The 22,176-nt window shown below is 57.7% G+C and carries 17 protein-coding genes; 6 read left to right on the forward strand and 11 right to left on the reverse strand.

Annotation, left to right across the window (positions count from 1 at the left end; translation table 11 throughout):
* Entirely contained in the window at positions 1 to 354 is a 354-nt protein-coding gene (locus tag VW41_08280) for a PTS system fructose-like transporter subunit EIIB (protein AJZ89028.1), read from the forward strand.
* Here VW41_08280 and VW41_08285 read toward each other — a convergent pair.
* A complete protein-coding gene (locus VW41_08285; protein ID AJZ89029.1) occupies positions 344 to 1,186 on the reverse strand; it encodes an AraC family transcriptional regulator in 843 nt (280 codons plus the stop codon). The two genes, VW41_08280 and VW41_08285, sit on opposite strands and share 11 nt — an antisense overlap.
* A 287-nt stretch (positions 1,187 to 1,473) precedes the next feature.
* Between VW41_08285 and VW41_08290 the strand changes: the two genes are divergently transcribed.
* Entirely contained in the window at positions 1,474 to 1,998 is a 525-nt protein-coding gene (locus VW41_08290; GenBank protein ID AJZ89030.1) for a hypothetical protein, read from the forward strand.
* Positions 1,999 to 2,042: 44 nt separating this feature from the next.
* Here VW41_08290 and VW41_08295 read toward each other — a convergent pair whose 3' ends face one another.
* From VW41_08295 to VW41_08320, 6 genes are all read right to left on the reverse strand, one after another.
* Positions 2,043 to 3,062 carry an oxidoreductase gene (locus tag VW41_08295; GenBank protein ID AJZ89031.1) on the reverse strand — a complete coding sequence of 340 codons (1,020 nt, stop codon included), beginning with the start codon at positions 3,060 to 3,062 and terminating at the stop codon, positions 2,043 to 2,045.
* A 130-nt stretch (positions 3,063 to 3,192) separates the two neighbouring features.
* Positions 3,193 to 5,394 (reverse strand): ligand-gated channel protein, encoded by a 2,202-nt coding sequence (locus VW41_08300; GenBank protein AJZ89032.1) that lies wholly within the window; start codon positions 5,392 to 5,394, stop codon positions 3,193 to 3,195.
* A gap of 123 nt (positions 5,395 to 5,517) precedes the next feature.
* Positions 5,518 to 6,873, reverse strand: a complete 1,356-nt coding sequence (locus VW41_08305; GenBank protein ID AJZ89033.1) for a lysine 6-monooxygenase — start codon at positions 6,871 to 6,873, stop codon at positions 5,518 to 5,520.
* A gap of 3 nt (positions 6,874 to 6,876) precedes the next feature.
* Positions 6,877 to 8,610: an aerobactin synthase IucC gene (locus tag VW41_08310; protein AJZ89034.1), complete on the reverse strand. Its 1,734-nt coding sequence runs from the start codon at positions 8,608 to 8,610 to the stop codon at positions 6,877 to 6,879.
* The gene (locus VW41_08315; GenBank protein AJZ89035.1) at positions 8,610 to 9,557 is read right to left on the reverse strand and encodes a hydroxylysine acetyltransferase; all 948 of its coding nucleotides are present in this window, start codon (positions 9,555 to 9,557) and stop codon (positions 8,610 to 8,612) included. The genes VW41_08310 and VW41_08315 overlap by 1 nt, the downstream gene beginning before the upstream one ends.
* Positions 9,558 to 11,282 (reverse strand): aerobactin synthase IucA, encoded by a 1,725-nt coding sequence (locus tag VW41_08320; GenBank protein ID AJZ91904.1) that lies wholly within the window; start codon positions 11,280 to 11,282, stop codon positions 9,558 to 9,560.
* A 132-nt stretch (positions 11,283 to 11,414) separates the two neighbouring features.
* Between VW41_08320 and VW41_08325 the strand changes: the two genes are divergently transcribed.
* Positions 11,415 to 12,626 carry an MFS transporter gene (locus VW41_08325; protein AJZ89036.1) on the forward strand — a complete coding sequence of 404 codons (1,212 nt, stop codon included), beginning with the start codon at positions 11,415 to 11,417 and terminating at the stop codon, positions 12,624 to 12,626.
* A gap of 15 nt (positions 12,627 to 12,641) precedes the next feature.
* Positions 12,642 to 13,532: an iron utilization protein gene (locus tag VW41_08330; GenBank protein ID AJZ89037.1), complete on the forward strand. Its 891-nt coding sequence runs from the start codon at positions 12,642 to 12,644 to the stop codon at positions 13,530 to 13,532.
* A gap of 165 nt (positions 13,533 to 13,697) precedes the next feature.
* On the opposite strand, the gene VW41_08335 is transcribed toward VW41_08330, so the two are convergent.
* Positions 13,698 to 14,333: a TetR family transcriptional regulator gene (locus VW41_08335; protein ID AJZ89038.1), complete on the reverse strand. Its 636-nt coding sequence runs from the start codon at positions 14,331 to 14,333 to the stop codon at positions 13,698 to 13,700.
* Between the two features lie 247 nt (positions 14,334 to 14,580).
* Here VW41_08335 and VW41_08340 point away from each other — a divergent pair, with 247 nt between their 5' ends.
* Positions 14,581 to 14,838, forward strand: a complete 258-nt coding sequence (locus VW41_08340; GenBank protein AJZ89039.1) for a multiple stress resistance protein BhsA — start codon at positions 14,581 to 14,583, stop codon at positions 14,836 to 14,838.
* Positions 14,839 to 14,942: 104 nt separating this feature from the next.
* Here the strand turns inward: VW41_08340 and VW41_08345 are convergent, their stop codons facing one another.
* The 3 genes from VW41_08345 to VW41_08355 form a co-directional block, all read right to left on the reverse strand.
* Complete coding sequence (locus tag VW41_08345; GenBank protein AJZ89040.1) at positions 14,943 to 15,917, reverse strand: peptigoglycan-binding protein LysM; 975 nt, start codon at positions 15,915 to 15,917, stop codon at positions 14,943 to 14,945.
* A 150-nt stretch (positions 15,918 to 16,067) separates the two neighbouring features.
* Positions 16,068 to 19,514 carry a transcription-repair coupling factor gene (locus tag VW41_08350; GenBank protein ID AJZ89041.1) on the reverse strand — a complete coding sequence of 1,149 codons (3,447 nt, stop codon included), beginning with the start codon at positions 19,512 to 19,514 and terminating at the stop codon, positions 16,068 to 16,070.
* Positions 19,515 to 19,630: 116 nt separating this feature from the next.
* Positions 19,631 to 20,557, reverse strand: a complete 927-nt coding sequence (locus VW41_08355; GenBank protein AJZ89042.1) for a transcriptional regulator — start codon at positions 20,555 to 20,557, stop codon at positions 19,631 to 19,633.
* A gap of 251 nt (positions 20,558 to 20,808) precedes the next feature.
* Here VW41_08355 and VW41_08360 point away from each other — a divergent pair, with 251 nt between their 5' ends.
* Complete coding sequence (locus VW41_08360; protein AJZ89043.1) at positions 20,809 to 22,161, forward strand: alpha-galactosidase; 1,353 nt, start codon at positions 20,809 to 20,811, stop codon at positions 22,159 to 22,161.
* Positions 22,162 to 22,176 lie beyond the last annotated feature (15 nt).

The following is a 22,176-nucleotide window of genomic DNA, read 5'->3' on the forward strand; positions in this document are numbered from 1 at the left end:
GTGACGGGAACTGGCGGAAGATTTCTGGTGGCGGTCACCGCCTGCGTGAGCGGCGTGGCCCACACCTACATGGCGGCAGAGCGGCTGGAGAAGCTGTGCCAGCAGGAAAAATGGATCGTCAAAATTGAAACTCAGGGCGCGCTGGGCATTGAAAACCCGCTGAGTATGGATGAGATAGGGCGCGCCGACGTTGTACTGCTGATCGCCGATATTGACCTGAGCGGCGAAGCGCGTTTTAGCGACGCGCGCTATGTTCGCTCAGGCATTAATACTTTTTTGCGCGAGCCGCAAAAGGTGATGAGCGCCGTGCGCAAACTGCTTTCGGCCCCTCAGCACACCCATATCACTCTTTAGCCAGCAGCTGGCTGTGGTACTGCCGTCGGTATTCGGACGGTGAGCGGTCAGTGTTCTTGCGAAACAGCCGACAGAAATAGTTGCTGTCGGTGAAGCCGCAGGCGTGCGCCACTTCCTTCACTTTCAGGTCATATCCCTTGAGCAGCGCTTTGGCTTTTTCGAGCCGGGTGTGGTTCAGATATTCGTTAAAGCCTAAGGCGCCGCTTTTATTAAACAGGTGCGAGAGATAATTAGGCGAAATGTAGAACGCGTGCGCCACCGAGTCCCGACTGAGGGCGCCGGCATAGTGCGCATCAATATGATCGCGGATAGCTTCGAACAGCGCCTGGCTGCGCGAAGCGGTCTGGATCTGGCTGTTTAGCAGGTCGGCGCAGTGACTTAGCAGGCTCATCACAATCATCCGCGCGGTGTTGTTATCCTGCGGCTGCATGCGGATCTCATTCAGCGCCTGTAATAAAAAAGAGCCCACGCGCGGGCCACGACGAGCTACGTGCTGTTTCATCACATTCTGCAATTCCTGCCCATCCCAGCGCTGCACGCTAAAGCCCAGCTGCTGCTTGCCGAATAAAATGCTGAGGGTGGTGGCCGGTTTATCCCACTGCGGGCAGTTCCAGCTTCCCGCGGGGACGTACAGTAAATCATGGGCTTTGAGCTGATACGGCCCGTCGCTGATCTCTCCCTTCAGCACAATCTCAAGCCTTGGGAAATCGACCTGAAATGCCAGCGGCGGCACCGCACCGCTTTCCTGCGCAAAGTAGCAAATCGTGAGCGCGTCCATTGATGACATCAATGACGTCACGATTTGGGTGATGCTGCTGTGGTTCTGTTCCATCACTTCAACCCTCCGCAAGTAGTTACGAATAAACGCTGACAGATCATTGGCCTCTTTCCCCTTTAAAAGCTAACCGGCAAGCATCAGGCCGCCGTGCTGTTTTTTTATTGCCGGTGAGCAGCATAAAATTCGGCATATTCCTAACGGCTTGCTCAGAGTTGTCTTAAACACGCCTTTTCGCCGCACGATCCCGCACTTTTTATCCGTTGTCTGATTTCTCAATGTTGTCACCGCAGTGCAAAATTAGGTTAACAACAAGGTCAGGAGGATGTCCTGTGAATAAATCAATGTTAGCGGGTATAGGTATTGGCGTGGCCGCTGCGCTGGGCGTGGCCGCGGTAGCCAGTTTGAACGTGTTCGACCGTGGTCCCCAGTATGCACAGGTGGTGTCAGCGACGCCAATCAAGGAAACGGTTAAAACACCCCGTCAGGAGTGCCGAAACGTGGCCGTGACGCACCGTAAACCTGTTCAGGATGAGAACCGTATTTTAGGCTCTGCCCTGGGCGCCGTCGCCGGGGGCGTGCTTGGCCATCAGTTCGGCGGTGGTCGCGGGAAGGATGTTGCCACGGTAGTGGGTGCGCTGGGCGGCGGTTACGCCGGGAACCAGGTGCAGGGCGCGATGCAGGATGGGGATACCTATACCACCACCCAGCAGCGCTGTAAGACCGTGTACGACAAATCAGAAAAAATGCTCGGTTATGATGTGACGTACAAAATCGGCGATCAGCAGGGCAAAATCCGCATGGATAAAGACCCTGTCACCCAGATCCCGCTGGATAGCAAAGGCCAGCTGGTACTCAACAAAGCTTGATGCCGAGCCTCAAAGCAAACCCGCCCCCGGCGGGTTTTGCTTTTTTAGTGCTCGCCGCGCAGCGTTTGCTGCAGCGTCAGCAACGCCCTGACTTCCTGGATCCTGCGCCGGGTCAGCGCGGGAATCGCCTCAGGAGCCCGTTCAAACAGCGTTTTCCCGGCAAAAATAATCTCTCCCAGGCAGCGGTCGTACAGCGGCCCGCTGAGATCCAGCTTGGACTCATCGCCAACGCTCAGGGTTTCATCCGCCCCGCGGCGGTCGACGGCGATGACTCGGCCATCCTTCAGTACGATATTGATGCCTTTTTGCCCCCCGGCTGGCCCGGCATATTTGTTCAACTGCAGTACGCAGGGGATGCCGCCCATTTCCCCGCGCAGCAGCGCCTGACCTTCTGCCGTGGTGACATCGCCGGGCAAAATACCGTTGCCGAGTCGATCTTTGGCAAGCAGCAACTCCAGCTCCAGCGTTTCGTCAGCGCCCGCTTGTATCAGCGTTTCCCGCATCATCGCCAGCACGTGCGTGCCGATGTCCACGATAACGCCGTCCGGGTGGCGCAGCTCGCGAGTATCGGGCTCGCCGGTGGCAAAATTCAGCGCAATGGGCTCTCCGGCGGCATTAAACCCGCTGGGTTCCAGCAGGAATCCTTCGATGCGGTCGATATCTTCGAGTCGGTCGATAAAACGTGCCGCATCGGTTCTTACCATCCAGTGATCCAGGGCGAGCACCCGCGCGGCAATGGCCGGATCGCTCAACAACGATGTGAGTTCGTCCAGCTGCTGTAGCGTTGCCGCGACGGGTTTTTCCACCACGACGGGCAGCGAACTTTGCTGTAGCACCTGCTTCAGCATCGGCCAATGCTGAAGCGATGACGTGGTGATAAACACCAGATCAAGCGGCAGCGCCAGAAGCTGGTTTAAGGAGGGGAGAAGCGTGATGGCATCAGAGCTGTAGCGTGGGGCGGGATCAAACCCGTAGCAAACTACATCATGTCGGGAAAGCCGCTGAATCGCCGGCAGATATGCCGTTTCTATCACGCTGCCCACGCCAATAAAGCCAATTTGCATATTGTCTCCGGTCATAAGAGAGGAAAATATCCCTTATTTTTAAAAGACGATTTTGCGAGGGTCGAGGGATAAACTGTTAGGAAGGGTAAGCGTGTGAACTTGCCCGGCGACTGCCGGGCAAGGAAGAGGCTTAGAACAGCACGGAGTAGTTCATGCCGAAGGTGCGGCCACGGCCTTTGTAGTCATACAGCGAAGCAGGACCGTAGCCCGGGCTGTAATACAGTGGCGCACGCTGGCCCCAAACGGTGGTGTAGTCGCGATCCAGCAGGTTCTCAACGCTGAAGCTGAGTTTACCCACCGGTAGCTGGTAGCTGCCGAGCAAATCAAGCGTGGTGTAACCCTTAAGTTCATTCCCCACATTGTCGCTCTCGCTAAACGACGTTGTGCTCTGCACGCGAAGGCTCCACGGGTCCGGCGCCCAGCCAATATAGGCAGTGGCCTTCGACGGGCTGGCGGATCTAACGTCAACCTTCGCCCAGCTACCGTTCACTTTTGACTCGGTTTTTAAGACATTGAAGTTAGCCCCGGTGCTCCAGTCAGTGTCAGGGATAAAGTAATCAACCGCGCCTTCCACGCCATAAACCCGGCGTTTATTGTCATTCACGCTAATGGTCAGGTCGGTATTGGTGACGACTTCCTTATTAGACAGGGAGTAATAAGCGGCAATCTGCGTGCGCAGGTTGTCGCCGGTGTAACGCCAGCCCAGTTCGTAGGAGTCAACCTTCACGCCCTGCAGTTTGCTCGCGCCTACGTTGACGCTGTTGGTCAGCGGCAGATGGCCGTTCACCGCCGCGCCGTAGGTGCCACGGCCATAGTATTTACCCGGATCAGGCAGCTCCACGCCCTGGGAGAAGTTCAGCCACGTCTGCTGGCGCTCGGTGAGGTGAACCAGCAGGCCGGCGTTGAACAGGTAGTTGTCGTAGTTTGTGGAACCGCCAGGGATAGCATCGGCGGATTTCACTTTACCTGAGGCAATTTGCTGCTGCTGCGCGTAGCCGATGAAATCATCAATCTTGTTCTCGGTGTACTGGTAACGCACGCCGCCGCTCAGGGTGAAGATCTCGTTGATGTCATAGCTGGACTGCAGGAACGCGGCCATGTTGCTAATGTCATACGCCGGGTAACGCCCGGTGGTATAGATTTTCTGGTTGTTCAGGCCGCCGGAAGCGCTGGCCTGGGCCAGATCGAAGAACATCTGGTTAGAGGTGAAGCGCTCGTGGTCCGCGTCCAGACCGTAGGTCAGCTGCCAGCCGTCGAGCGGTTTGCTGTTGAAGGTCAGCTTAGCGCCGTACTGGTTAGTATCCTGCTGGGAAGAGGAGAACGCGGTCGCTTTTTTGCTCGCATTTACTGTCGGGAACGGATAGAACAGCAGCGATTCATCACGGTAGTAAACCTGGCCCACCAGCTCCTGGCCGAGGAAGTCGCTGTTGGAATACTGCATGCTGATCAGGTGACGCTCGGTGCCGGGGACTCGGTCAGAGTTCAGCCCTTTGCTGACGTACGGGCTGCTTGTGCCGCTGATGGCAGAGAAGTTTTTCCCGAGATTCAGGCCGTAATCGTCATCGCCCTTACTTTTGTAGTACTGGGTGACTAACTGCAGCTGCTGGTTTTCATCGATGTTCAGCGTCCCGGTGCCCATTACGTCCAGGCGGTCGGAATACTGTAAACCGGTCTGGGTGTTGTCGAGCAGGGTGGCATCGCCGTTTCCGTCAAACCAGCCGCCGAATTTTTGATAGGCAATTGAGGCGCGGCCAGAAATATGGTCGTTGCCGCCGGAAATGGCGCTGGCGACGCGCTCATCGTGATCTTTGCTGCTGTTAAAGCCGCTCTTGATACCGGTTTCAAACTCTACCTGCGTATCTTTCTGGCCTTTTTTGGTCACGATGTTGATAAGCCCCCCGGTACTGCCGCCGCCGTACAGGGCGGTCGCGCCGGAAATGACTTCAATATGATCGATGTTGAACGGGTCGATAGAGTCCAACTGACGGGTATCGGTACGGGAGGAGTTGAGACGCACCCCGTCAACCAGCACGACCAGCGGGCGACCACGGACGTTCATGCCGTAGTTGGTGCGGCTCTGGCTGCTGACGCCGAGGCCGGGGATCAGCTGGGCCAGCGCGTCTTTAAACTCTTTGCCGCCCTGGATCTGCTGCTCCAGTTCGGCTTTCTCGATCACCCAGGTGGTTTGGGCCATCTCTGCGACGGTGCGGTTGCTGCGGTTGGCGGAAACCACCATCGTCTCGTCACTGGTTTGCTGTGCCACTGCCGGCGCCATCATGGCGAGCAGTAACGGATTGAGCGCCCAAAGCGTTTGCTTTTTGGTTATCATCATTGTTCCTTCATATGGGCTGACTAACATCGGCCCAAATATGCTGTGTCCTCGTCATTCTTCAATTTGTCTCGGGGTTAACGGTTACCCCCCGTCCAGCAGCGGCCTGCGTTCCGGGGGATAAACTCAGTTAGCGCCGGGCTGCATTTCGAATGATTTAGAGGAATAGTGAGTTAAGGAAGCAGCGGTGTGCTGCGGTTTTTCCCGGCTGCCGCTGCGCCACTGAATCAGCGCGGGCGGCGTACTGAGATCGAACAAATCACGCCCCAGCGCGCGATTCAGAATTTTGGCGGAGCGCCATGCCATCAGGCTCAGCTGCGGCTCGGCGATCCCGTGGGTTTGCATGCTGGCGTTGACCGCGAAGATGTTATTGCCGGCCGGACCATTCCACTCCAGCGTAAAGTCGTCGCGCACTTTGAAGTTGCACTCATCAAGCATCATCATCCGTGGCATTAACGGCGAAAGCATTTGCGGCAGCGTTGGGCGGTAGCCGGTGGCGAAAATCACCACGTCGCTGTCCAGCGTGTCATAGCCCTTGTCCAGGTGGTGCTCCAGCAGCAACTGCCAGCCCTGGCCCCGGCTTTCAAGGCCTGTCACCGAGCGGCTTGGCAGCAGGCGCGCATTGCGTGGCTGCCCCAGCACTTCAAAGCGGTGGTACAGTTCGCGGTAGATGGTCAGCAGCGAATCGGCGGTAATGCCGTCGGACGTCATCTTTTGCTCATCGAGCATTTTCTGCCGGGCGTCTTCATTCAGGCCCACAAAGCCAGTGACGTATTCCGGGGTGAAATATTCGTTGGCAAAGGCGGCTTCATCCAGTGCGTTAAAGTTATTGCGGCGCGAAACCCAGTTAACTTCGGCGACTTCGCCCCAGGCGCCACGGAACGCATTCAGGAACAGGTCGGCGCCGCTTTGCCCGCCGCCGACTACCGTAACGCGTTTCCCGGCCAGATTTGGCAGACGCAGGCTCATTTCGCTGGCGTGGAAGCAGGTCGGCGTGGCGGTTTTTACGCACGGCGGCAGGTGAGGCTGTTTGCCAATCCCGAGGCAAATGTTACGTGCCAGGGTTTCTCCCTGGTCGGTCTGCACCACAAACAGCTTGCGCTGCTCGTCGAAATCAACGCGTTCAACCGTCTGGTTAAACTTCAGGTTGTTCATGCCTTCTGCGGCCCAGCGCAGGTAGTCCGAAAACTCGTCGCGTGAGACGGTGCGCAGCTCGGTGGTCAAAAAGCGGTAGAATTTTTTACGTTTCACCAGATAGTTCACAAAGCTGAACGGGCTGGTGGGGGCCACGGCGCTGACCAGATCTTTCAGGAACATGGTCTGCATATGACAGTCCGGTACTAACATGCCCGGGTGCCACGCAAAGTCAGGGCGGCTGTCAAAGAACTGGCTGCTAAATCCCTCTGCTTCGTGAGACAGCGCCGCAATGCTCAGGTTAAACGGGCCGATACCTACGCCAATAAAATCAACAGTGTTTGTCATAATTCAATCCCTGGTTACCAGCCACAGCGGGTTTTGCAGATCCTCAAGGTAATTTGGCAGCATGCGGCTGCCGCCGTCCTGGTCAGGCCAGGTCAGTTTTACCGGGTTCAGCACAACGCGGATGATTTGTGGCTTAAAGAGTGAGAAAAGCGCAAAACGCGCCGACATTTGCGGGTGTTCCTGCATGTAATCACTCAACACTGCGGCCAGCAGCTGATAAAAGCGGCTTTCCGGCACGCCAAGGCGGGCCATGAGCGGCGAAACAAAACGCAGCACCGTCACAAAATGGCCGGTCTGCAAATCATGAATTAAATAATCGGCGCTCAGGCGAGCGGTAACGTCCCGCACTTCCTGAGGCAGGGAGTCCATCTCCGGGAACTCATCCTTCACCAGACGCATATCGCCCTGAAAATCTTTCAGCAGTACGCGCTGCGGCACGCCGTCTTTCATGGCGAGCGTAATATTTTGTCCGTGGGCGATCAGCGCCACGCCGTAACGGCAGAGCAGGTGATACAGCGGCACCACCACCGCGCGGAACATCTGTGTCAGCCAGGCTTCTGCGTCCAGGCCCGAGCGGGCAATATAGGCCCCAATCAGCGGCTGATTGTTTTCGTCGCACTCCATCAGGGTTGCCATCAGGATTGGCGTTTCGTCAGGCTTCAGCCAGCGACTCGGGTTCTCGCGCCAGATGACGCCGAGCATCTCCTGGTAGCGATAGGGTGCCTGAGCCAGCGCGGTGTAGCCTGTATGAGAAACATAGCCGGCAGCCGGCTCGCCGAGGATAGCCGCCCCGGTTTTGACCAGCGTGCTGTCGGTGGCGAAAACATTTTGCAGCCAGCGGGATGCCAGCGGCCCGGCGGCAATGTATTTGCCCGGAATACCGCGATAGCAGGAAGTGTTGTAAATCGTCAGCGGCAGCTTGATGTCCAAACCGCCTTGGCGGCTGGCGTTGGTCAGCGTGCGCAGCGATTGCTGGGCCAGCCACTGGTCGCCAAACTCGCCCAGAGAAACCATCTTGCCTTCTGCGAGATCGGCCACGAAATCCAGCGCGATCTTCTGCTGCCACTGCCACGGATGAACCGGCAGCGGCAGCCAGCCGTCGTCCAGGCCGCTGTCCTGCCAGGCTTGAGTAAAGCGGGCCAGTTCCTGCTCGTCCATTGCGGCGGCGATGAGCTGCTGAATATCCAGCTCGCTGTCGCAGCGCCAGACCATATGCTCACGTTTGACCGCCAGCCAGTGCAGGCGGAAGGTATTGGCATACTCCGGCGCATAGCGCTCCAGCGCCTCTTTACCCCAGCCGCGGCGGCCCTTGTTGAAGGCAAACTTCGGGTGGCCGCTCAGCAGGCACTGCAGGCGGTCAGCGTCCAGATCGATAAGGTTGTCCGCGCTCATGCCCCGGCGCGCATTCAGCAGCTGCAGGTCGCCCAGCAGCGTGGCATAGAGATCCTGCATATGCTCGGCCACGGTGGCATCACTCATCGACAGCACCGGCTGAAGCTGCATGAGTAGCGTCTGGGCTAATACAGGCTCGTCTGTGCAGCGCAACGTCTGCGCATCGATCCACAGCCAGCCCCAGATACCGCGCTCGGCGTTAAAATGCCACTCGGCACCGGCTAAGCTGATGCAGTAGCGATTTTCACCCAGCGATTCGGCCTGAAAAACATGCTCGTACTCGAGCTCAGCCAGCATTTTTGCCACCAGCTGGCGGTTAACGAAATCCCAGTCCTTGCGATTCATTACAGGCCTACCTCGCTAAAGAAGTTGTGGCGGTCCGCCATGACCAGGCGTGAACGCTTGTGCGAGAAGTCAAATTCCTTGCGCGTCACATAGCCCGCAGGCTCCAGATGTTTGAACAGGCGCTGATTGTCTGCGCGCGGCTCCAGCACGGTGCGCTGCGTGCGCGGCTCATCCAGCAGCAGGTAGTGCGTCAGTCCACGCAGCCAGCTTTGCACATGGTGCGCGCCGCGCCACTGCTGTTCGCCCACCAGCAAATGCAGGCCACGGTCAAACGGCTGCCACGGATAATGGCGACCAAGGCGATCTTCCGCTGCCCAGTAAATTTCAAAGTAGCTGAACGGCTGGTCGTCAAAGCAGCCGATCAGCGGAAACGCGTGTTTACCGGTGAGCTGGCGCTCAAGATACGCGGTTTGTACCTCCAGCGAGCCGCTTTGCTCCCAGAAATACGCCACGCGCGGATCGTTCATCCAGCGGGTAAAGCGCTCTGCGTCCTGCGCCGGGTCGGCCACGCGGAAGCTCAGCGTTTTGCGAACGCGTGGGTCATAGCGGCGGTAAACCTCTCCGGTCGGGCGGGCTGGGCGCAGCGGGAAATAGATCTCGCGCTCTGCGTCAAACACCATCTCGCCGGAAGCCTGATTCGCCGGAGCGCTGAGCCACAGCGGCAGCTGCCAGAAGGTCGCGCGGTGAACGATGTCGCTTTTCAGCAGATCGAACAGAACCAGCGCCTGGGGTTCTTCCCGCCATTCGGCATAAGGCAGCACGATAGACGTAAGCTGCGGCGCCGCAACGAACATCTGATCCAGCGCGTCACGCAGCCAGCCTGCCGGCAGTTCGCCCGGCCAGTGCAGAACCGCGCCGCCGTCCTGGCCCCAGCTCAGATTCAGAGGCTTATTGAGTTTTTCACAGCGCAGCCCGTGGCCGCCGTGAACAATAGATGCCTGAAACATTCAGCCCTCCTGAGCCAGCAGCGGATTCACAAAGTCGAAATAAATCACCGAAGGATCGACGATGGTGTTTTCGTTATGGTCGTGCAGGTAGCAGAAAAAGTTACCCTTCACGTTCCAGTGCGGGCTTTCCAGCACGTAATCGAGGCAAGCTTTATGCGTCACCTCATCGCGCACGGCGCTGAGCGCAGTGCGAACACGGTTCATCAGGTTCACTTCGCTATCCAGGCCTGCAGCGCCGAGGGCGGCGGTCACGGCGAAGGTGGAATTCACCAGCAGGTAATAAGGGAAGTAGCGCAGAAGCTGTTCGTGGGTGAAGACGTTTTCCGCCTGGGCTTCGCCAATCATGTCGAGCCAGCCTGCGGCATGCGGCATAAAGGCGCTGCCCTGGCAGTCGCGGTAGATAAGCCCCACCGGCAGATCCTGCTGCATCTCCACCAGAATGTTTTGCTGGTGAGCCAGTAAAACCAGGCCGTAATCCGCTTCGGCGGTAAACAGCGGCTTCAGTACCTGCTGGCAATACGCGTCGACCCAGGCGTGTGCGGCCTGTTTGGGCGTAATTCCCAGGCGAGTGCTCAGGCGATTAACCGCGGCAACCAGCAGGGAATCACCGCCGTCCGGGGCTGACTGAGTCAGGGAGACCAGCACGTTAGTCTGACTCTGGGGCTGGCCAACCAGCAGGTTTTCACGCAGGGCAAACAGGCTTTCTTCCATAATGTTGCCGTGGAGATCGCGCAGCCCGGCCCAGCCGTCTTCCTGCATGACGCGGAAGGTCGGGAAGCGAGCCTGCAGCGTTTGCCAGCGGTCAGTTTGCGCGAGTCGGGCCAGGCGCATACCGCGTTTAACTTCTTTCACCGACAGGGTGCGCACGGAGTTGGTCAGGCGTACGCTCAGAGAAAACTTAATCATGTCGCGGCTGGTGGCGCAGTATAGCGAGCGTGATGAAGTGGTCGGCAGCCACGGGGCTCCTGCCTCACCTAAATCTTTCACCAAACCTTTGGCGACCAGCAGCTGGCACCAGTCCTGCTCCAGCAGATAGCCTGCCTGCCACGGATGCAGCGGGAACAGCCATTGATTGTCGCTAAGCTCGCTCAGCAACTGCGGCGCATTTTCAGCGGCAAAGCGCGTCAGGCGCTGCTGCAGGTTGAGGTGCAAGCTTTCACCCGCCAGATAGCTTTTATCTACTGCAAACCAGCGCAGCGGGAAATGCGGGGCGAAGTCAGGCAGGTAGCGCTCGGCTTCCTGCTGGTTAAACGGTTCGTGGGATTTCGGCGCCGGGTGGAAGGCGTGTCCCACCAGCAATGCCTGCTCGGCTTCACCAAAATTCAGCGCTTTTTCGCGCAGACCGTTCCAGTCATGGCGGGCTTCAATCGCCTGCTGCGTGTGGGCATGGCTTTCCATTACGCGCTGATAAAACGCCTCACAGCCGGTGGCCGGCAGCATTTGCTGGTGCTGGAGTTTGTCGACAATCAGCTGGGAAAGGGTGGCGAAGTCAATCGGCTGGCTGCCGGTGGCATTGACCAGGCGGGCCGGGAATTCGAAGCGGTGATGCTGGGTGGGGGAGAAATAGGCCACTTTGAAGTAGAGCGCCTGCTGTTCCCCCAGGGGGATAATGAGTTCGGCTGGGTGGCTGTCGGTCAGTCGCCAGTCGCTGGTTTCACGGACAAGGGAATTAAGAAAGCACTGTGCGGCCACATCCCAGGCCAGAGTTTTATTTGGCAAAGTCATCATCAAACAGTTTCCACGCGTTATGATAATGCGTATTCTGCCGATAACGTTTCTCATTATCAATAACAATTGTTAGAATAGATAAAATAAATTTTACAAATACGCACAATAACCCCACGGATTAGCAACATTGTGACATCTCTTGAACTGGCGGATTCACCGCAAAAATCCCTTTCTTGTTGGCCACTTGCGCTGAGCGCCGGGCTGCTTGGCGTCGGGCAAAATGGCCTGCTGGTGGCGATCCCGGTGCTGGTAATGCAGACACATTTGAGCCTGTCCGTCTGGGCGGCGCTGCTTACCCTGGGGTCGATGCTGTTCTTACCGTCCTCGCCATGGTGGGGGAAACAGATCGCGCGCCTGGGCAGTAAGCCCGTGGTGCTCTGGGCGCTGGGGGGATATGGCGCAAGCTTTATGCTGCTGGGGCTGGGTAGCCTGCTGCTGGCCACCGATGCGGTCGCGGGTTACGTCGGGCTTGGCATATTGATTGTGGCGCGGATTATCTACGGCCTGACCGTGTCGGCGATGGTGCCGGCCTGTCAGGTCTGGGCGCTGCAGCGTGCCGGGGAAGGAAAGCGTATGGCGGCATTGGCAACCATCAGCTCCGGGCTGAGCAGCGGCCGCTTATTTGGCCCGCTTTGCGCCGCTGGCATGCTGGCGATTCATCCGTTGGCCCCGTTGGGACTGCTGATGGTAGCGCCCCTGCTTGCGCTGGTGATGCTATTGCGCTTACCGGGCACGCCGCCGCAGCCGGCAACCGAGCGTAAAAGCGCTCGTCTTCGCCCGGACTGTCTGCCTTATCTGCTGTGTGCCTTGCTGCTTTCGGCCTCTGTCAGCCTGATGCAACTCGGGCTTTCTCCGGCGCTTGCCCGCCAGTTTGCCACCGATACCGCAGCGATTAGCCATCAGGTTGCCTGGCTGCTGAGCCTGGCCGCGGTGGCTTCGCTCTCCGCGCAGTTTGGCGTTCTCAGGCCACAGCGCCTGACGCCGATGGCACTGTTGTTAAGCGCCGGGTTGCTGATGATCGTCGGCCTGGCCATGATGATTTCCGTGCAGCTGTGGCTGTTTTACGTCGGCTGTGCGCTACTGTCGTTCGGGGCCGCGCTGGCGACCCCGGCCTATCAGCTGCTGCTGAACGACAAGCTTGCCGATGGTGCCGGGGCCGGCTGGGTGGCGACCAGCCACACGCTAGGCTACGGGCTTTGCGCCATGCTGGTGCCGCTGGTGTCTAAAACCGGGGCCGAGGCGGCGCTGATTATGGTGGCCTTTTTAGCCGCCGTGTTATTTACCGTGGTGTCTGGCGTTATCTGGCGCAGCCGCCGCAGTTCACGTCATTCTGCAATTTAAGCGTAAGGAAAAGTTATGGCTGGAGTTCAGGGCTACCGTCTGTTTAACGTTCAACTGGCGCGGAAAACGGCCGTGTCGCCTTCGCTGCTGAGTCTGGTATTTAGCGGGCCGGAGGTGGCACAGATGAAATGTGACTCGCCGGATCAGCGCATTAAAATGCTCTTCCCATCCGAAGACGGGACGCCGCCGTCGCTGCCTGCCGAAGGGCAGTGGTACCAGATTGCCCTGGGGATGCCGAAAGAGAAGCGTCCGGTGATCCGCACTTATACGCTGCGCCATGTCGATCCTGCCCGGCAGGAAGTGACGGTGGAGTTTGTCTGTCACGGTACCGAAGGGCCAGCTTCCGCATGGGCGATTAATTCAGCCCCCGGCGATGCGATCCAGATTGTGGCCCCTAACGCTGCCCACCCGGAAGACAGCGGCGGCTATGAATGGACGCCGCCTGCCGGGCTGCGCAATGCGCTGATTATCGCCGATGAGACAGCTTTGCCGGCAGCACGCGGCATTCTGGAAATGCTGGCTCGCCAGGCTCAGCCGCCAAAAGTGCAGGCCTTTATTGAGGTGCCGGAAGAGGGCGATTGCGTGGACTTGAGCGCCTATGGTTTCGCCGAGATCAACTGGCTACCCCGTAAAACCGTCTCCGCTACCCACGGCGAGTGCCTGATTCAGGCGGTGAAAATGCAGGCGAGGGTGCCGGAAAGCGGCCACCACGAAGCCGTCCAGGAAGAGGCCGAAGGTGAGTTACTGTGGGATAAAGCCACCACCGGCAGCAACGAGTTTTACGGCTGGGTGGCGGCGGAGTCGACGGTGGTTAAGCTCCTGCGCCGCCATTTGATTGGCGAACGCGGCGTTGAGCACGAGGCGATTAACTTTATGGCCTATTGGGCGAAAGGGCGCGTGCGTTAATATACCTGTCATACTTCAGGCTGCAGGTGCGTTGCCTGCAGCCGTTATTCAGCAAGCCTCGCCCCTCCGGGGCAGCGTAAACGCTGTTCAAAAAGACCGGAAAGTCTTTTTGTCCTGCAAGTCGAATTACGTAGAGAATAGATAAGGCGGCCATCGGCCGCCCCGTCAGATCTTCTTCAACTGCGGCATTAGCATTACCGTGGTTTTCACAATCTGCATTAACTCTTCATAGCTGGCGTTCTCGCGGGCGCTGACCGACATCCCCTGAATGATGCAGCACAGATATTTCGCCAGGCAGCGAATATTGCGTTCCGCCGGGATCTCACCTTTTTGCTGGCGTATTTCAAGGAAACGCAGCAGCGTTTGTTCCTGCACTGCATGGCGGGCTTTTATCGTTGCGGCGATGTCTTCCGACGACGCGGCCAGCACGGATGAGGTGCAAATGATAAAGCAGCCGGCAGGGGTGCTCTTGTCGGTAAAACATTGTGCAACCGCTGAAAGATAGTTCTCCAGCGCGGCTTCCATGGTCTGCTCTTCACAGAACAGGCAAGCTTCGTGTTTGGCGGCAAAGCGCGCGATATAGCGATCCAGCACCGCGCGGAACAGCCCTTCTTTGTTGCTGAACTCCGCATAGAGCGTTGGGGCCTTTGCCCCGGTGGCTTCTACCAGATGCGCCATGGATGTTGCTTCATAGCCATGCTGCCAGAAGAGTGTCATGGCCTTGTCGAGTGCAGCTTCCCTGTCAAACACCTTTGGACGGCCACGGCTTTTTTTGCTGCAACTTAATGTCTCGGTTGCCATACGTGCCGTTTAACCTCTGTCTAATTAGTGAACACTTATTATAAAAATAATCGGCGGCGGTAGCCAGCGCCACGTTATGAAAAATAATTATTTCTTATCACGATGAAAAATAGCGCTTTTTTTAATTAATTAACGGTCGTTATTAAAATGTGTTGACGTGTGATGTAGATCACGATTATGATTTAGTTATCGATCGTTAACTAATTAAGTTTAACGACCTAACATTCACCTGCTTAGGACATAAATCATGAAAACCTTAACTACTCTGTTCGCTGCCGCCGTGATTAGCTCACTCTCATTTGCAAGCTTTGCGGCTGTTGAAGTCTCCGCTACGCCTGCCGGCCAGCAAAAAGTCGGCAACATCAGCGCCGATGCGGGCAGCAACCTCTCTTCCCTGGAAGAACAGCTGGCCGCGAAGGCCGATGCAATGGGCGCTAAATCGTTCCGTATTACCTCCGTTAACGGTCCGAACACCCTGCACGGTACTGCCGTCATCTATAAATAAGCCAGACGTTAACCCTCAATACGTTTGACCTTATTCGTTATATGCCACTGTAAGCAAAAGGCCCTGTCGAAAGACAGGGCCTTTTTTTACGCGTAAAACCAGACTTAGATTGCATTTATTGGCTGGTCAGCCGCGTGAGCATTGACGTTGACCGGCATCCCGGAACGGTGCTCCATAGCCTGTTGCATCACCTGCGCATCGGTTTTAGGCGCGTTGCGGAACTGCGTCATCTGCTCGTTCAGCACAATAGGCAGGACTTTAGGATCGTCATCAATCGCTTTGGACAGCGGCTGATGAACCTCAACCAGACGGGAGCCGTCAGGCTCAACGGAGGCTTTGATTGGTGTGTTAATGATACGCACTGAAGTACCGACCGGAACCGTATTAAACAGTGCTTTGATATCGCCATCGCGCAGGCGGATACAGCCGGAACTGACGCGCATGCCGATGCCGAAGTCGGCGTTAGTGCCGTGCAGCAGGTAAACGCCGCCGAACGCCGCCAGGCGAATCGCGTGGTGGCCCATTGGGTTATCCGGCCCGGCAGGAACCACGGCCGGGAGCTTAATCCCCTGCGCCAGGTAGCGCGCTCGAATATTGGCCGTTGGCGTCCAGGTCGGGTTGGCTCGTTTGTCGGAAATTTTTGTCACCATCGTCGGGGTCAGCGTATCTCCGCCTAGTTGACCAATGCCGATCGGGTAAACGGTGACGGTATTTTTTCCTGCCGGGAAGTAGTACAGGCGCAGCTCGGCGAGGTTAATCACAATGCCCTCGCGCGGGACGTCCGGCAGCAGCATCTGGCGCGGGATGGTCAGTACGCTCCCGGCGCGTGGAACGTAAGGATCAACGCCGGGGTTGGCCTGCAGCAACGCCAGGAAGCCGACGTTGTATTTTTTGGCGATGGCCTCCAGCGAACCACCATCGTTTTCAACCTGGTGGAACAGGTTTTTGCCGATCAGGCGGCTGTTAGCGGCGGGGAGTGGATAATCGTTAGCGCTGGCAGGCAGCGCCATTGCCACGGCACCCAGTAAGGCTGCGGCGGTAAACCAGCGGTGGAAAGACAAAGTACGCGATGCAAACATAGCTTAGACCCTGCGATTTTAATGGCTAATCTTTGAGGCAGATAGACGCCAATTATCGCTGAGTTACGTGTCGGGAAATCCTGGGGATTGCAAAGGATGTGTAAATGTCACAGAAAGTTGCGCCTTACCGGACGGTAAGGCGCAGAGGCGTCAGGCCGCGGCGTTTTCCGCCAGGTTGCGCATAAAGTTACGCACCCATTCCATACGCGTTTTCCGGTCTTCAAGCTCCTGGAAGAACTTCAGGCGGGTAGGGCCGTCAAGGCGGTAATGCTGGGGCTGCTTCTGCAACAGGCCAATCAGCCACACCGGGTCGACGTGGTTTTTCTCCGCGAACTCGATGGTGCCGCCTTTTTCATTGCCCTCAATCTTACGCACGCCAAGCTTCTGTGCCTGCTGGCGCAGCGCGGCGATATCCAGCAGATTACGGGCCGCATCCGGCAGCAGGCCAAATCTGTCGATCAGCTCGACTTTCAGCTCGTCCAGCTCATGCTCACCTTTGGCGCTGGCGATGCGCTTATAGAACGACAGGCGCGTATTGACGTCGGGAATAAAATCATCCGGCAGCAGGGCGGGCATACGCAGCTCGACTTCCGTCTGGCTGTTGGTGAGATCTTCCAGCGATGGCTCTCGGCCCTCTTTCAGCGCGTCGACGGCGTTTTCCAGCAGCTCCATGTAGAGCGAGAAGCCGATGGTTTCCATCTGCCCGCTCTGGTCTTCTCCCAGTAGCTCGCCCGCGCCGCGAATTTCCAGGTCGTGGGTAGCCAGCGCAAACCCGGCGCCTAAATCTTCCAGCGAGGCAATGGCCTCCAGGCGTTTTTGCGCATCCGTGGTCATCGCTTTCGGGTGCGGCGTCAGCAGCCAGGCATAGGCCTGGTGGTGAGAACGCCCGACGCGGCCGCGAAGCTGGTGAAGCTGCGCCAGGCCAAAGTGGTCGGCCCGCTCAATGATAATGGTATTGGCGGTCGGAATATCGATCCCGGTTTCGATGATCGTGGCGCACACCAGCACGTTAAAACGCTGGTGATGGAAGTCGTTCATCACCCGCTCCAGCTCACGTTCGCGCATCTGGCCGTGGCCGATGGCGATGCGCGCTTCAGGCACCAGCTCGGCCAGCTTGTCGGCGGCTTTCTGGATATTTTCGACGTCGTTAAAGAGGTAATACACCTGGCCGCCACGCAGCACTTCACGCAGGATGGCCTCACGCACCACCAGATTGTCGTACTCGCGCACAAAGGTTTTCACCGCCAGGCGGCGGGCCGGTGGCGTGGCGATAATAGACAGGTCGCGCATCCCGCTCATCGCCATATTCAGGGTTCGCGGAATAGGCGTTGCGGTCAGCGTCAGAATGTCCACGTCGGCACGCATCGCTTTAATACGCTCTTTGTGGCGCACGCCGAAGCGGTGCTCTTCATCGACAATCAATAGCCCCAGATCGCGCCATTTCACATCGGCCTGCAGCAGCTTGTGGGTGCCGATAAGAATATCGATTTTCCCCTCGCTGGCCTGCTCCAGGATTTGGGTCTGCTCTTTGGCGCTGCGGAAGCGGGAGAGCATCTCAATGCGCACCGGCCAGTTGGCGAAGCGGTCGCGGAAGTTGTCGTAGTGCTGCTGGGCCAGCAGGGTCGTTGGCACCAGCACCGCTACCTGCTTGTTGTTCTCCACTGCCAGGAATGCGGCGCGCATCGCAACTTCGGTTTTGCCGAAGCCTACGTCGCCGCAGACCAGCCGGTCCATCGCCAGCGGGCGACACATATCGCTCAGCACGGCGTTGATAGCCTGAGCCTGGTCCGGGGTGGTTTCAAACGGGAAGCTGTCGCAGAACAGCTGGTATTGCTCCCGATCGTGCTTAAAGGCAAAGCCTTCTTTGGCGGCACGCATCGCATAGATATCCAGCAGTTCAGCGGCGACGTCGCGCACTTTCTCCGCCGCTTTCTGGCGGGCGCGGGACCAGGCATCGCTGCCCAGCTTGTGCAGCGGCGCGTTTTCATCCGCACCGCCGGCGTAACGGCTGATCAGGTGCAAAGACGAAACCGGGACGTAAAGTTTGGCGTCGCCCGCGTAGGTCAACATCAGATATTCGGCGGTGATGCCCCCGGCTTCCAACGTGGTCAGCCCGGCGTAGCGGCCCACGCCGTGCTCCAGGTGAACCACCGGCTGGCCCGCATGCAGCTCGGCCAGGTTGCGGATCAGCGTGTCCGGGTTAATGGTGCGGCGGCTGTCCTGGCGGCGGCGGCTGACGCGCTCGCCCAGCAGGTCGCTTTCGCAAATCAGCGCCCGGTTGCGCAGGGTATCGATAAAGCCGTGCTCGCTGGCGCCGAGCATCAGATAGCGCCCGTTGCCTTCAGCTTCTTCCAGGCGATAAATACGTTTGGGTACCACTTTGATGCGGCCAAGCAGTTCGCCCAGCGCTTCACGGCGGCCTTCACTTTCGACCGAGAAAATCACCGGCCCGGTGAAGGACTCGAGGAACTTACGCAGGCTGTCCAGCGGGGCTTTTTGCTGCGCCTGAACGGCCAGATCCGGCAGCGACTGGTAACCCAGATTCACATTGGCGGCTTTCTTCGCCAGCGAATCCGTTTTGAGCTGCACGCGCGGCCAGGCTTTCAGTTCGCTAAACAGCGCGTCGGTCTTCAGCCACAGATCTTCCGGTGGCAGAAGAGGGCGCATCGGATCCACCCCACGATTCTCAAAGCGGGCGTTCGCGTCCAGCCAGAAGCGCTCGGCGCTGGTTTCGAGATCGCCGGTATTCACCAGCAGCGTGTTGGCCGGGAAATAGCTAAACAGCGTCGGCAGCGGTTCACTGAAGAACAGCGGCTGCCAGTATTCGATCCCGGCAGGCAGCGTGCCTTTACTGACCTGCTGATAGATATGTTCCGCGTCGCGCTTTACGTCGAACCTGTCGCGCCACTGGCTGCGGAACAGCTCAATGGCGTTTTTGTCGGTCGGGAATTCATGGGCCGGCAGCAGATTGATGGCATCAACTTCTTCCAGCGTGCGCTGGGAATCCACGTCGAAGACGCGCAGGCTGTCGATTTCATCGTCAAAGAAATCAATGCGGTACGGCTGGTCGCTGCCCATTGGGTAGAGGTCAAGCAGGGCGCCACGGGTGGCGAACTCGCCGTGCGCCATCACCTGATCGACGCTGCGGTAACCGGCCTGTTCCAGCTGCGCGCGCAGGGTATCCCGCGACAAACGCTGGCCTTTTTTCATCACCAGCGCGTGGCCGTGCAGGAAGCTGTGCGGGCATACGCGCTGCATCAGCGTATTCACCGGCATGATAAGCACGCCGCGCTGCATGGTCGGCAGTTGATAAAGCGTGGACAGGCGCGACGAGATGATTTCCTGATGCGGCGAGAAGCTGTCGTAAGGCAGCGTTTCCCAGTCGGCGAGATTGATCACCAGGTTGTCGGTGAATTGGGTAATTTCATCGTGCAGGCGCAGCGCGTTTTGCATGTCCGGGGCAATCAGTACCACCGGGCCGCTGTGGCGTTCAACGATTTCGGCGACTTCGGTGGCGCAGGCCGAACCGGTCAGTTCGCCCAGCAGGCGTTGTTCGCCAGGTTTACTCGGTAGGTTGTAACGGACATGTACAGGCATAGTCAGCGCGCGTTCTCCAGAAAGCCGTGTTTTCACGGTAATAATATAAATTTTCTCTACTTATTATCCGTGATGGCGGCGGGAGTGCAACCGCTGAAAATAACCATCGGTGCGGTTCAGAGCATTTGTCTTTTCTGCTGGCTGAGCCTGCGGTATTGCTGTGGCGACATGCCGACGTAGCGGCTGAAGGTGCTGTAGAATCGGCTGCTGGAGCGGAAGCCGGCGATCATCGCCACATCGAGGATGGTTTTGTCGGTATCGCTGAGCAGGGCACGCACGTGGTTTACTCGCATCGCCGTAATGTACTGTTTGAGGGTGAGTTGCATGACGCGCTGGAAAATCCCCATCGCGTAGTTGGCGTTGAGTTTAACGTGATCCGCGACGTGGTTGATGGTCAGTGCCTGATCGTAATTATCGGCAATAAAGCCCAGCATCTGGCTGACGTAGAATTGTGCATGACGCGAGACGCTGTTCTTGTGGGTACGCGAAGTTTTGTCTTTCAGGATAGGCTGCCATCCCGAAAGGCAAAAGCGTTTAAGCATCAGGCCGATTTCATCGATCGCCAGCTGGCGTATCTGTTCATTCGGACTGCTGGCCTCCTGCTGCCAGCGCAGGACTTCAAACGTGCTGAGTTGCTGGGTCGCCAGCGATTTCACCACCATCCCGTGGGTGATGTGATTAATCAGTTCGCGGTCCAGCGGCCAGGAGAGAAACAGGTGCATCGGCAGGCTAAAAATCGCCATTTGCCGGCAGTGGCCCGGGCGCGTTAACTGGTGCGGCGTACTGGCCCAGAACATCGTGATATGGCCTTGTTTTATCTGCACGACTTCGTTGTTAATCAGGTACTCGACATCGCCGTCAAACGGCACGTTGACCTCCACCTGGCCGTGCCAGTGGCTGGCGGCCATGGCGTGCGGGCGGCGCAGCTCGATGTCCAGACGCTGATATTCAGAATAAAGCGATAGCGGGCTGCGGGTCTGCTTCTCATCGCCGTTGCACATATGTGGATCAGGCGGCAGAAAGGTAATGGGTTCGTCGCTCATCGTCACTCCGGTTCCTGAATTATCAGAATCATGCCATCAGTAAGGACGCTGCTTCCGCCTCATTGAGAGATATTAGCCTGGTTAGCAGGCCGGATACTCTGCTTTTCAGCCTATTTACTCCCAAAAGCTCAGATCGCGTATTGACCGGCGTCAGATCTGAGTTTCCGGGAGTGCTCATTGGGGAAGATGGAGGTTTTTGCCGGGCGGGCGTGCCACGATGCAGACGTTAACTACTGATCTGGAGAGTCATGATGACAGCACCAAAAATTAACTTTATCGGCGCGGGGTCGACCATCTTCGTCAAAAATATTCTGGGCGATGTTTTTCATCGCGAAGCGCTCAAATCGGCACACATAGCGCTGATGGATATTGACGAGACGCGTCTGGAAGAGTCACACATCGTGGTGCGTAAACTGATGGATTCCGCCGGGGCTTCCGGCCACATAACCTGCCACACCGATCAAAAAACAGCGCTGCAAGGGGCGGATTTCGTGGTGGTTGCTTTCCAGATTGGCGGCTACGAGCCTTGTACAGTCACCGATTTTGAGATTTGTAAGCGTCATGGGCTGGAGCAAACTATTGCCGATACGCTCGGCCCTGGCGGCATTATGCGCGCCCTGCGCACCATTCCACATCTGTGGCGGATTTGCGACGATATGACCGAAGTTTGCCCGGATGCGACAATGCTTAACTACGTCAACCCGATGGCGATGAACACCTGGGCGATGTATGCCCGCTACCCGCATATCAAACAAGTGGGACTGTGCCATTCGGTGCAGGGCACGGCGGAAGAACTGGCCCGTGACCTGAACATTGATCCTGCCACGCTGCGCTACCGCAGCGCCGGGATTAACCATATGGCGTTCTATCTTGAGCTGGAACGCAAAACCGCGGAGGGTTATTACGTCAACCTCTATCCGGAGCTGCTCGCGGCCTATGAAGCGGGCCAGGCACCGAAACCGAATATTCACGGTAATGAACGCTGCCAGAATATTGTGCGCTATGAGATGTTTAAAAAACTGGGCTATTTTGTCACCGAATCATCAGAACACTTTGCGGAATATACCCCGTGGTTTATCAAGCCGGGACGTGAAGATCTGATTGAGCGCTATAAAGTGCCGCTGGATGAGTACCCGAAACGCTGCGTCGAGCAGTTGGCGACCTGGCATAAAGAGCTGGCAGAGTACAAAACAGCTGAACGCATCGATATTAAGCCGTCGCGCGAGTATGCCAGCACCATTATGAATGCCATCTGGACCGGTGAGCCTAGCGTGATTTACGGTAACGTCCGTAATGACGGGCTTATTGATAACCTGCCGCAGGGGAGCTGTGTGGAGGTGGCCTGCCTGGTGGACGCCAACGGTATACAGCCCACAAAAGTCGGGGCGATTCCGTCGCATCTGGCCGCCATGATGCAAACCAACATCAACGTGCAGACGCTGCTGACCGAGGCCATTCTGACTGAAAACCGTGCCCGCGTTTACCATGCGGCACTGATGGATCCGCATACCGCCGCCGTACTGGGCATAGACGAGATTTACGCGCTGGTGGATGACCTGATCGTCGCCCACGGTGACTGGCTGCCAGCCTGGCTGCATCGCTAATAAAAATGACGCCGG

The sequence above is a fragment of the Klebsiella michiganensis genome (genome assembly GCA_000963575.1).
GTDB classification, from domain to species: Bacteria; Pseudomonadota; Gammaproteobacteria; order Enterobacterales; family Enterobacteriaceae; genus Cedecea; species Cedecea michiganensis_A.